Source organism: Pseudomonas sp. KH_046_1, assembly GCF_057839025.1.
Map to the genome: position 1 here is coordinate 4,985,272 of NZ_CM174481.1, position 11,980 is coordinate 4,997,251.

Consider the following 11,980-nt stretch of genomic DNA (forward strand, 5'->3'; position numbering starts at 1 on the left):
TTTTTTTAAGGCATCACTCAAGGGAAAATGTAGTAATAACCACAACATTTTCGCAAAATACAGATTCCGAGTGGTGGTCGGTCGGAGCCATCAGTAGGATAGGCCACCGTTACGGGCCTCACCAAAGGCCCTTTTTGCATTAGCCGCGCGCTTATCGGTGCCGGTGAATCAAGGAAACTTATATGGACCGCGTGCGAAATTTACTGGAGCAAATCCAGAATCGCCTTGAAGAGCTGAACAAGGCCGAACGCAAAGTCGCCGAGGTGATCCTGCTCAACCCGCAGCAGGCCACCCGCTTCAGCATCGCCGCCCTCGCCCAGGCCGCTTCGGTCAGCGAACCGACGGTCAACCGTTTCTGCCGTTCGTTCGGCGTCAGCGGCTACCCCGAGCTCAAACTGCAACTGGCCCAGAGCCTGGCCAGTGGCGCCGCCTATGTCAGCCGTGCGGTGGAGGCCGATGACAATCCGGAGGCCTACACCCAGAAGATCTTCGGCAGCGCCATCGCCTCGCTGGACAGCGCTTGCCAAGCACTGGATCCGAACCTGATCAGCCGCGCCGTCGACCTGCTGATCCAGGCCCGACAGATCCACTTCTTCGGCCTCGGCGCCTCGGCCCCGGTGGCACTGGATGCGCAGCACAAGTTCTTCCGCTTCAACCTCGCCGTCACGGCCCATGCGGATGTGCTGATGCAGCGCATGATTGCCTCGGTGGCCCATACCGGCGAATTGTTCGTGATCATTTCCTACACCGGTCGCACCCGCGAACTGGTGGAAGTGGCGCGCATCGCCCGGGAAAATGGCGCCTCGGTGCTTGGCCTGACCGCCGAGAACTCACCACTGGCCAAGGCCAGCACCCTGAGCCTGAACATCCCGCTGCCGGAGGACACTGACATCTACATGCCGATGACGTCGCGGATCATCCAGCTGACCGTGCTGGATGTGCTCGCCACCGGCATGACCTTGCGCCGGGGCGTGGATTTCCAGCCGCATTTGCGCAAGATCAAGGAGAGCTTGAATGCCAGCCGGTATCCGGTTGGGGATGAGTTCAACTGATCCGAAATCTCCGTTGACCGGTCCGGCCTCATCGCGGGCAAGCCAGCTCCCACAATGTCCGCGTCGAGCACAATACCTGCGACCGCCATTGAACCTGTGGGAGCGAGCTTGCTCGCGATGACGGCAGTCCAGACACAACCGCCCTTGAACTAAACCCCCACCCGCGCCTGCAAACTCAAATGCGCCCGCTCCCCAGGCGCAAGGCACAGGCTATCGGTACCCCCGCTCGCCGCTTCCACACAGACAAATTCGGATATCTCGTTCCAGGTCACGCCGAGCAGCGGACGTGAACCGGGATGCCACACCACCGTGTCGGCCGTATCCCCGGTATCAATGCACAACGCCCGGTCCCAGGCATGGTCATTGAGCTGCAATTCGCCGTCATGCTGGAACACCCGCTGGCATCCGCCGTCCACGCGTAACTCGCCTTCCTGCTGACAAACCTGCCGGCTCAACTGGTCGTAACCCTGCGCGCCCTCGAGCCCAGACAGCGCTATCTCACTGACATCGCCAATACGCCAGTAAGCATGCAAAGCCTGGCTCAACTGGCACGGCATGTCGTCCTGATGCTCGGTGCTCAGGCGCAGTTCCATGCGTTCACCCAGGTGCGCGTGCAGGTCCACCTGCCAGTCACACAATTTCAGTTGCCAGTGCAATCGCACGCCATCGTCGTCACTGTTGCTGTCGAGCAGCTTCCAGTCGAGCAACCGTGCCCAGCCATGGGACGGCCAGGCGTTTTCGCTCGGATGCCGGCCATACCAGGGCCAACACACCGGCACGCCGCCGCGAATGGCGCCGACCTGCGGCCACTTTGCCGCGCACCATAGCCAGGGTTTCTGGCCCTTGGGCTGGAAGTGCAACAGCTGCGCGCCCTGACGGCTGAACACCGCCTGACACAGCGGATGATCGATCACCAGTACATCGCGCGTCTGATAGCGCTCCCACGCGAACACCGGACGTTCGCGCAAGGATTTGAAGAAGCGTTGTAGCGGATGCTCAAGCATGTGCCACGGTCCTGAAAATCAACTGTCACCGGGGTGCGCGGCCCGCAAAAAAAAGCGGACAGCCATGGCTGTCCGCAAATATGCGCACATGGAGAGAAGCTTATCGCAGACGCGTTAGAACACCGACTGAATTTTCAAACCGGCCACCAGCGCGTTGTCGACTTCATCCACACCACCCGGGTGCGTGACGTATTGCAGGTTGGGACGTACGGTCAGCCAGTTGGTGACGTGGAAGCCGTAGTTGATCTCGTAGTTGTATTCGGTTTCACGAATGGGCGAGAACAGCGGATTGTCGTATTCCGAAACACCGTTGGCGACGTTGGTCAGTTCGGCGTTTTTCTTCACGTCATCGTTGACATGGATACGGGCGAAACCAATGCCGACGTCATCCTTCGGACGCGCGTCGAACGGGCCCTTGTACACGAACATCAGCGACTGGTAGTTGTCGATGAAGTTGGTGTCCTTGTCGTGGAACGTGGCATTGGCCGCGATGTTCAGACCACGGGAAGCATCGCCATTGTGGCTTGTGAGTTGCTGCTGCGCGACGAACCAGTAGCCGTGCTTGCTATCGTGGACGCGATAAGGGTTGCCGGTGGTCGCGGCGTTCTGGCCGTTGTCGTCCTCGAGAACGTCGTCGGCATCAGAGGTACTTTTGTAGTAACCGACACGGTATTCACCCGGCAGGTTGTTGACCTTCGGCGACCAGACCAACTCGACCGGCAGGACGGTGCCATTGGTGCCACTGCCGCTGAGCTTGAAGCCGTTACCGTGCTCCAGTTGCGACGTGTTCTGGTTGTACGCGCCGATCTGTGCGTAGAGCTCGTCATTGATGTTGTACTTCACGCGGATCGCCGCCTGGCTGACCGGCCAGTTGTACCAGATATTGGTCGCCCAGTTACCCACCTGGGATCCGCAGAACGCCAGGTTCTGGAATTCGCACGGGAAGGTGTTGAAGTCTTCACCTTCACCGAAGTAACCGGCTTTTACGTCCAGTTTGTTGTCGAAGAACTGGTGCTGAATCCACAGCTGGGTCAGTCGGACCATGTGGCCGCGACCATAGACTTCCTGGGAGGAACTCAAGGTGCCGGCACGCGGATCGCCGATACGGTCATTGGAGATGTTCTCACCGTTACGGTTGGTGAGCTGGATCTTGGCCTGGGTGTTATCCCAGCCGAACAGTTTCTCCAGGTCCAGCGCCGCGCCCAGGCCAAACTGGTCGGCGTAGCGCGCGGTCTTGTCATCGTTGAAGCCGCCGTTGAGGTTGCCACCGACTTCACCGACGTAGTCCATCTTGATGTCGATGCCTTGCTCGATCAGCTTGGTACGCTCGCCCCCCCAGTCGCCCGTCATCCACTTGGAGTCGGAGCTGAACGCTTCATCGGCCATCGCATTGCCGGCCAGAACCAGTGCTGCCGCTGCTGAAACCTGGCAGATCAACCGGGCCTTGTTCTTCATCTTCATCCCTACTTCCTCGTTTTATTGTTATTAACTTTTCTTTTCCAACGCGGTTACATCAGTTGCGATGCGCGACAGGCCGCGCACCACGGATCCCCCTGTGGGAGCGAGCCTGCTCGCGAAAGCGGTGAATCAGGCGACATCTTTTTCGAATGTCAGACCGCATTCGCGAGCAGGCTCGCTCCCACATTTGATCTTCAGCGGCCTTTGAATTGTGCGACGTTGTCAGCGTGTGCTTCGGTTTTCGCTACGCCAGCGACCCCCAGTCGCTCACCCGTTTTCGCATCGAACAGCAGCACTTTCGCCGGATCGAATTGCAGGGTCAGGGTCTCGCCCACCGCCGGCGCCACGTCCGGCGCCAGGCGGCAGCAGACCTTGGTGTCGTTGAGGTTGACGAAGACCAGGGTGTCGGGACCGGTCGGTTCAGTGACCTGGACTTCGGCACGAATGGTCGGCAAACCATTGGCTTCGCCGTTGGCCAGGATGATCTGCTCAGGGCGCATGCCGAGGATCACTTCACGGTCTTCAAGACCGGCGTCCTGCATGCCCAGCGGCAACTCGCAACGGGCCTGGCCGCTGTCGAGCAGCGCCAGCAGACGACCGTCCTTGCGCTGCAGGCGCAGCGGGATGAAGTTCATCGGCGGCGAACCGATGAAGCTCGCCACGAACAGGTTGGCCGGGTTGTTGTAGATGTCTTTCGGCGTGCCGAACTGCTGGATGATCCCGTCCTTCATCACCGCCACTTTGTCGCCCAGGGTCATGGCTTCGATCTGGTCGTGGGTCACGTAGACCGTGGTGGTTTTCAGGCGTTGGTGCATCAGTTTCATTTCGGTGCGCATCTCGACCCGCAGCTTGGCGTCGAGGTTGGACAGCGGTTCGTCGAACAGATAAATCTTCGGCCGCCGCGCCAGGGCACGGCCCATCGCCACGCGCTGTTGCTGGCCGCCGGAAAGCTGGCCGGGCTTGCGGCTGAGCAGGTGTTCGATCTGCAACAGCTTGGACACCCGAGCGACTTCTTCGTCGATTTCGGCGGTCGGCATTTTGCGGATCTTCAGGCCGAACGCGATGTTGTCGCGCACGCTCATGGTCGGGTACAGCGCGTAGGACTGGAACACCATGGCGATGTCGCGATCCTTGGGGCTCATGCCGCTGATGTCGGCGTCATCCACCAGGATCGCGCCGCCGCTGATGGTTTCCAGGCCGGCGATGCAGTTCATCAAGGTCGACTTGCCGCAGCCCGACGGGCCGACCAGGATCAGGAACTCACCGTCATCGATTTTCAGTTCGATGTTTTTCAGGGTATCCGGCAAGCCGGGGCCGTAGGTCTTGTTGACGTTGCGTAATTCGAGAGTTGCCATGTTTCTACCCCTTGACCGCGCCGGACGTCAGCCCACGCAGGAAATACTTGCCAGCGAATATGTAGACCAGCAGTGTCGGCAGCCCGGCGATCATCGCGGCGGCCATATCAACGTTGTATTCCTTGGCCCCGGTGCTGGTGTTGACCAGGTTGTTCAGGGCCACGGTAATTGGCTGGGCGTCGCCACTGGCGAACACCACGCCGAACAGGAAGTCGTTCCAGATCTGGGTGAACTGCCAGATCAGGCAGACCATCACGATCGGGATCGACATCGGCAGCAGGATCTTCAGGAAGATCGTGAAGAAGCCCGCGCCATCGAGCCTTGCAGCCTTGACCAGCGCATCCGGAATGCTCACGTAGTAGTTGCGGAAGAACAGCGTGGTGAACGCCAGGCCGTAGACCACGTGCACCAGCACCAGGCCAGTGGTGGTGTTGGCCAGGCCGAACTTGCCGAGGGTGAACGAGGCCGGCAACAGCACGGTCTGGAACGGCAGGAAGCAGCCGAACAGCAGCAGCCCGAAGAACAGTTGCGAACCACGGAAGCGCCACATCGACAGCACGTAGCCGTTCATCGCACCAATGAACGTGGAAATCAGCACCGCCGGCACGGTGATCTTCACCGAGTTCCAGAAGTAGCCGCCGACCACGTCCCAGGCCTTGATCCAGCCGATGCCGTCGATCACGGTCGGCCAGCTCAACAGGTTGCCGGTACGGATGTCTTCCGGGGATTTGAAACTGGTCAGCAGCATCACCACCAACGGGATCAGGTACACCGCCGCTGCCAGTAGCAGGGTGGCGTAGATCGCGATGCGGCTGAAACTGATGCCAGGTTTGCCGAGTTGATTAGTCATGGCGTTTGCCTCGCAGCTCGGAGTACAGGTACGGCACGAGGATGGTCAGCACGGCGCCGAGCATCAGCATGGCGCTGGCCGAACCGATGCCCATCTGGCCACGGCTGAAGGTGAAGGAATACATGAACATCGCCGGCAGGTCGGAGGAGTAACCCGGACCGCCCGCGGTCATCGCCGCGACCAAGTCGAAGCTCTTGATCGCGATGTGCGCGAGGATCATGAAGGCACTGAAGAACACCGGGCGCAGGCTCGGCAGGACGATCTTCAGGTAGATGGTCGGCAGGCTCGCCCCGTCGACTTGCGCGGCACGGATGATCGATTGATCGACGCCGCGCAGACCGGCGAGGAACATCGCCATGACAAACCCGGAGGCTTGCCACACGGCAGCGATCACCAGGCAGTAGACGACGCGATCCTGATCCACCAACCAGTCGAGACGGAAGCCTTCCCAGCCCCAGTCACGCAGCATCTTGTCCAGGCCCAGGCCTGGGTTGAGCAGCCATTTCCACGCGGTACCGGTGACGATCATGGACAGCGCCATCGGGTACAGGTAGACGGTGCGGATGAAGCCTTCCTTGCGAATGCGCTGGTCCAGCAGCACCGCGAGGAACACACCCAGCACCAGGCTGATGCCGATGAACATGCCACCGAACAGCGCGAGGTTCTTGCTCGCGACCCACCAGCGGTCGTTGTCCATCAGGCGCATGTATTGCTGCAGGCCGACCCACTTGTAGCTCGGCATGAAGCTGGAGTTGGTGAAGGACAGAATGAACGTCCAGATGATGTAACCGTAGAAACCAACCAACACGATCAGCATGCTCGGCGCCAGTACCAACTTGGGTAGCCAGCGTTGCAGCGCATCGAACGGTGAGGCTTTGCTGAAAACCGCCACAGAGCTCATCGGGATAATCCAGGTGAAGAAGTGAAATCCGGACAGAGTTCCACCCTGTGGGAGCGAGCTTGCTCGCGATAGCTGACTGACATTCAACACAAATGTCGCCTGTTACACAGCTATCGCGAGCAAGCTCGCTCCCACAATGGGACGGAGCTCTCTCTGGGGTTTGCCGCAGGACCTGCCTGCGGCCGATCACGAATTACTGGGCAGCTTTGACAGCCGAGGCCAGTTGGGCACTGGCCTTGGCCGGGTCAGCATCCTTGTCGTTCATGAAGTTGGTGACCACATCGAAAATCGCGCCTTGCACCGCCAGGGAGGTGGCCATGTTGTGCGCCATGCTCGGTTGCAGGCCGCCGGTCTTGTCGTCCGCGATGAAGTCCTTGGCCGACTTCTGCGCGCACTCGTCGAAGCCGAGCTTGTCCATTTCGTTCAGCATGTCGTTACGCACCGGGATCGAACCCTTGTTCATGCTGAAGACTTTCTGGAAGTCGGTACCCAATGCGACCTTGGCCAGGTCTTGCTGGGCAGCGATGTCGCCCTTGCGATCGGCTTTGAGCTTGAACACCGCCAGGGAGTCAATGTTGTAGGTGAAGGCTTTTTCAGTGCCCGGGAACGCTACGCACTGGTAGTCCTTGCCCGCGACTTTCTTCGCCGCAGTCCATTCGCTTTTTGCCCAGTCGCCCATCATCTGCATGCCGGCCTTGCCGTTGATGACTTCGGCGGCGGCGATGTTCCAGTCACGACCGGCGCGGTTCGGGTCCATGTAGGTGGTGATCTTTTTCAGCTCGGTGAAGGACTTGGTCATCTCCGGGCCGGACAGGGTTTTCTGGTCCAGGTCGACCAGGGCTTTCTTGTAACCGTCAGCGCCCATGACCGAGAGCACCACGTCTTCGAACACTGTGCTGTCCTGCCAAGGCTGACCGCCGTGGGCGAGCGCGATGAAACCGGCGGCCTTGAGCTTGTCGCCGGCGGCATAGAATTCTTCGAGGGTGGTCGGGGCTTTTTCGATCCCGGCTTTCTTGAACACTTGCGGGTTGATCCACAGCCAGTTGACGCGGTGGATGTTCACCGGCACGGCGACGTAGTCACCTTCGTACTTCACGGTGTCGGAGACTTTCTTCGACAGCAGGCCATCCCAGTTTTCGGACTTGGATACTTCTTTCAACGCGTCGGTGCTGAGCAGGCCGGTGCTGCCCCACTCCTGGATGTCCGGACCCTTGATCTGTGCAACGCCCGGCGGGTTGCCGGCTACGGCGCGACTTTTGAGTACGGTCATGGCCGTGGAACCGCCACCACCGGCGACTGCGCCGTCCTTCCAGGTGAAGCCGTCTTTTTCGACTTGAGCTTTCAGGACATCGACCGCTGCTTTTTCACCACCGGAAGTCCACCAGTGAACGACTTCAACGGAACCTTTGGATTCGGCGGCCAGGACACTGAGAGGGAGTGCAGACAGGGAAGCGAGAGAAATGACAGTAGCGAGGCGAGAAATCGCATTCATCTAGGAGCACCTTTCTTGTTGTTATGCATGCAAGTCTGTTGCTTGCGCTGCATAAGATTCTAAACAGGGGATATCCCCTCGCAGGTAACGAAGGGATGCGCGAGTGTCACCGCATGGTTACATAGAACCGCTCTGGGACAGCTGCGCCAGCGCCGTGGCCATGCTCGGTGCCAGCGCCAGGCGCGGAATCAGCACGGCTTGCCAGGCGTGGTAAAGGTCGGGTTTGCCGGGCCAGATATCGGCACTCGGGCGGTTTTGCGGGTCGAGTTCGTGATGCCAGCTGCCATCGCAGCGGTCGATGAAGTGACTGTCACAGAATTCCCAGAATAATCGGTACCAGTGTTCGTATTGTTCATCCCCGGTGCGCTTGAGCAAGGCACTCGCGGCGGCGCTGGCTTCGCAATGGGTCCAGTGCAGGCGATGGCGGACCACCGCTTTGTTGTCCCAGTCGAGGGTGTAGACGATGCCCGGCGCGCCATCGACATCCCAGCCGTGGAGGCAATTGTGCTCGAACAGTTTTTGCGCGCCGGTGACCAGCCAGCCCGGCGTGAGCATCCCGGCCTTCACCCGCGACGCCTCGAGGTGCAGCAACAGCCGCGCCCACTCGAAACCATGGCCCGGGGTGGTGCCGTAGGGGCGGAAGCCGTCGGCCGGATTGTCGTGGTTGTAGTCCCGCAGCGGCTGCCAGTCGCGATCGAAATGCTCGATCACCAGGTAATCGTTGGCAGCGGCGTGACCATGGATCACCCGCTCGACGATGCGCTGGGCACGGCACAGCCAGCGGTTGTCATCGGTGACATCGGCCAGGGCAAGGAAGGCTTCGGTGGCGTGCATGTTGCTGTTGGCGCCCCGGTACGCCTCCTCTTCGCTCCAGTCGCGGTTGAAGGATTCGCGCATCGCACCGTCTTCTTCGCTCCAGAAATAAGTGTCGATGATATCGATCGCATCATCGAGCAAGGCTTGTGCACCGGGACGCTGCGCGACCACCGCAGAACTGGCGGCCAGCGCGACGAAAGCGTGCAGGTAGGCATTCTTGCCGGTATTACCGTCGCGATGTTCGGCAGCCGCGAACCAGCCACCATGCAGTGCATCACGCAATGGTCCGCGCAGGGCGGCAACCCCGTGATCGACCAGTTCGGCAAAACCCGGCAAGCCCTGAATATGGGCCATGGCGAAGCTGTGGGTCATGCGCGCCGTGTTCATGGTATGGGCTTGCGCATCAGCCGCGAGGCGGCCTTTTTCATCGAGGTTGCCGAAGCCTTCAGGCAGTTTCGAAGCCTTGGCGAAGGCCAGCAGGCGCAAGCCTTCGGCGGCGAGCCATTGCTGATGGGCAGGTGCGTTCAGCCAACTGCTGAAGGCCGGTTGGAAGGTGTCCATGGCGTACCTTTTTTGTTGTTATGACTGTGGGGCAGCATAAACAACGGGGGAAGGCAGGCATGTAACGAAGGGGGTGGGTTATGTCACCGGGCTGTGACATTTGTATGGTGAGTGATGTTTGTGGCGAGGGAGCTTGCTCCCGCTGGGGTGCGAAGCGCCCCCAAAAGAGGGACTGCTGCGCAGTCCCGCGGGAGCAAGCTCCCTCGCCACAGGGTCGGCGTCAATCCACTGAACGAGGCAACTGCAGGGTCACCCGCAATCCGCCCTCACGCAAATTCTGCAAACTCACCTCACCGCCATGGCTATGGGCAATGTTGCGAGCAATCCCCAGCCCCAAGCCATAACCCTGCTGTTGCCCGGCCAGGCGGAAGTGCGGTTCGAACACCTGCTCCAGGCGCTGCTCCGGCACGCCCGGCCCTTCATCATCGACATGCAGGATGAACGCGCTTTCATCGTCATCGATGTGCAAGTGCGCGTTCTGCCCGTACTTCAACGCATTGTCGATCAGGTTGCCGATGCAGCGCTTGAGCGCCAGCGGTTTGCCCGGGTACGCCGCCAGTGCCCGCCCTTGCTGGGTCACGCGGCCGTTGCCATTGGGGGCAAGGTACGGCTCCACCAGACAATCGAGCACATGGTTGAGGTCCACCGGCTCGATGTTCTCGTGGATGTCGGTGTCTTTCACGCATTGCAGCGCGCCTTTGACCAGCAATTCGAGCTCATCCAGATCGCGCCCGAACTTGGCTTGCAACGTTTCGTCTTCAAGTAATTCAACCCGCAGGCGCAAGCGGGTGATCGGCGTGCGCAGGTCGTGGGAAATAGCGCTGAACAACTGGCTGCGCTCGGTGAGGTAACGGCTGATGCGCTCGCGCATGGTGTTGAAGGCGCGCCCGACCTCGACCACTTCGCTGCCGCCGCCCTCGGCCACCGGCTCCACGTCGGCCCCCAGCGACAGGTCCCGCGCCGCCCGCGCCAGGCGCTTGAGCGGCCGACTCTGCCAGTGCACCAGCAGGCCGATGAACAACAGCAAAAAGCTGCTGGTCAGGACGATGAACCACACCTGCTGCGCCGGCAGGCCCTGCTCTTCAAGACTGGTGTAGGGCTCGGGCAACAACGAAGCGATGTACAGCCATTCGCCCGGCGCCATCTGGATCTGCGTGACCAGCACCGGCGGATTCACCGGCTCCAGGGTCAACGCGTAGTGCGCCCAGGAGCGTGGTAACTCATCGAGCTTCAGGCCGCCATTGAAGATGCGCAGGTCTTCCGGGCTGACGAAGGTCACGGAGATGACCGTGTCCTGGCCGAGTGACTGGCGCAGCACTTCGTCCACCGCTTTGAGCACCGCCTCTTTGCGCGGGGTGATGGGCAGCACTTCCATGCCCAGGGGTTTGTCGTTGAGCGTCACCACGAACCGGGTGCCGCCCATGCTGCGCAACTGGTCGAGCACCAAGGGGCGATACGCCACTGGCAACGAACGAAAATAACTGACGCTGGCGGTCATTGAATGGGCCAGGCTGCGGGCGCTGGTGACCAGGCCCTCGAGCTGCGTGGCGCGCAGTTGCGAGACCCAGATCACGCTCGACAACGTCTGGGCGAACAACACCGCCAGCAAGGTCAGCAACAACATCCGCCCAAGCAGTGAACGCGGCATCGGCACCTTGGCGGCGAGTTTGCGCAAAGACTCAGTGGCCATTGCTGGCAACCACGTTGGCTGCCAGTTGGTAGCCGCTGCCGCGCACGGTGCGGATCAGCCGTGGCGGTTTTTCCGTATCGCGCAGGCGCTGGCGCAACCGGCTGACCGCCATGTCGACGATGCGATCCAGGGGCATCAGTTCACGGCCGCGGGTGGCGTTGCCGATGGTGTCGCGGTCGAGGATTTCCTGCGGGTGATCGAGGAACAGCTTCAGCAGCGCGAAGTCGGCCCCCGAGAGAATCACCTCTTCGCCGTCGATGTGGAACAGCCGATGGCTGACCATGTCCAGCCGCCAGTCATCGAAGGCCAGCACCTCGCCGCCACTACGCTCCTGACCGAATTGCGCGCGACGCAGCAACGCCTTGATCCGCGCCTGCAATTCCCGTGGGCTGAACGGTTTGCCGAGGTAATCGTCGGCACCCAGTTCCAGGCCGATGACACGGTCGGCTTCGTCGGAACTGGCAGTGAGCATGATGATCGGCACCTGCGCCTGACGCGGATGCTGGCGAATCCAGCGGCACAGGCTGAAGCCGTCCTCGTCGGGCAACATCACATCAAGGATCACCAGATCACTCGGCGCCTCGTTCAGCGCCTGGCGAAAGCCGGCACCGTCGGGCGTGGTACGCACCTGGAAACCGGCACGGGTCAGGTAGGTATCCAGCAACTCGCGTATCTCTTGATCGTCATCGACCAACAAAATCGACTTGTTGACTGAGCTCACGGGGCGGCGTCCTTGTTGTTTGAATTGGGCGGATTATGCCTTATGCGCTGACTCTACAAACACCACAAAACTACTGTAGG

General features: G+C 60.7%; 10 protein-coding genes. 1 reads left to right on the forward strand and 9 read right to left on the reverse strand.

The annotated features are described in order from the left end of the window. Window positions 1-191: 191 nt before the first annotated feature. On the forward strand, window positions 192-1,052 hold the full coding sequence (locus tag AC3IT9_RS22830; protein WP_170948639.1) for a MurR/RpiR family transcriptional regulator: 861 nt from the start codon (window positions 192-194) through the stop codon (window positions 1,050-1,052). 149 nt (window positions 1,053-1,201) lie between these two features. Here the strand turns inward: AC3IT9_RS22830 and AC3IT9_RS22835 are convergent, their stop codons facing one another. From AC3IT9_RS22835 to AC3IT9_RS22875, 9 genes are all read right to left on the reverse strand, one after another. Next, window positions 1,202-2,056, reverse strand: a complete 855-nt coding sequence (locus tag AC3IT9_RS22835) for a D-hexose-6-phosphate mutarotase (RefSeq protein WP_489271096.1) — start codon at window positions 2,054-2,056, stop codon at window positions 1,202-1,204. Window positions 2,057-2,170: 114 nt separating this feature from the next. Continuing rightward, window positions 2,171-3,517 carry a carbohydrate porin gene (locus tag AC3IT9_RS22840; protein WP_150726680.1) on the reverse strand — a complete coding sequence of 449 codons (1,347 nt, stop codon included), beginning with the start codon at window positions 3,515-3,517 and terminating at the stop codon, window positions 2,171-2,173. 191 nt (window positions 3,518-3,708) lie between these two features. After that, complete coding sequence (locus AC3IT9_RS22845) at window positions 3,709-4,869, reverse strand: ABC transporter ATP-binding protein (RefSeq protein WP_150726681.1); 1,161 nt, start codon at window positions 4,867-4,869, stop codon at window positions 3,709-3,711. A 4-nt stretch (window positions 4,870-4,873) separates the two neighbouring features. Beyond that, window positions 4,874-5,719: a carbohydrate ABC transporter permease gene (locus tag AC3IT9_RS22850; protein ID WP_095942743.1), complete on the reverse strand. Its 846-nt coding sequence runs from the start codon at window positions 5,717-5,719 to the stop codon at window positions 4,874-4,876. Then, the gene (locus tag AC3IT9_RS22855) at window positions 5,712-6,620 is read right to left on the reverse strand and encodes a carbohydrate ABC transporter permease (RefSeq protein ID WP_008032969.1); all 909 of its coding nucleotides are present in this window, start codon (window positions 6,618-6,620) and stop codon (window positions 5,712-5,714) included. The genes AC3IT9_RS22850 and AC3IT9_RS22855 overlap by 8 nt, the downstream gene beginning before the upstream one ends. Window positions 6,621-6,813: 193 nt before the next feature. Beyond that, window positions 6,814-8,112: an ABC transporter substrate-binding protein gene (locus AC3IT9_RS22860; protein ID WP_489271097.1), complete on the reverse strand. Its 1,299-nt coding sequence runs from the start codon at window positions 8,110-8,112 to the stop codon at window positions 6,814-6,816. 117 nt (window positions 8,113-8,229) lie between these two features. After that, window positions 8,230-9,489 (reverse strand): D-mannose isomerase, encoded by a 1,260-nt coding sequence (locus AC3IT9_RS22865; protein WP_489271098.1) that lies wholly within the window; start codon window positions 9,487-9,489, stop codon window positions 8,230-8,232. Between the two features lie 220 nt (window positions 9,490-9,709). After that, the gene (locus AC3IT9_RS22870; protein WP_219098057.1) at window positions 9,710-11,137 is read right to left on the reverse strand and encodes an ATP-binding protein; all 1,428 of its coding nucleotides are present in this window, start codon (window positions 11,135-11,137) and stop codon (window positions 9,710-9,712) included. A gap of 31 nt (window positions 11,138-11,168) precedes the next feature. Further along, window positions 11,169-11,900, reverse strand: a complete 732-nt coding sequence (locus AC3IT9_RS22875) for a response regulator (protein WP_008050538.1) — start codon at window positions 11,898-11,900, stop codon at window positions 11,169-11,171. Window positions 11,901-11,980: the final 80 nt, after the last annotated feature.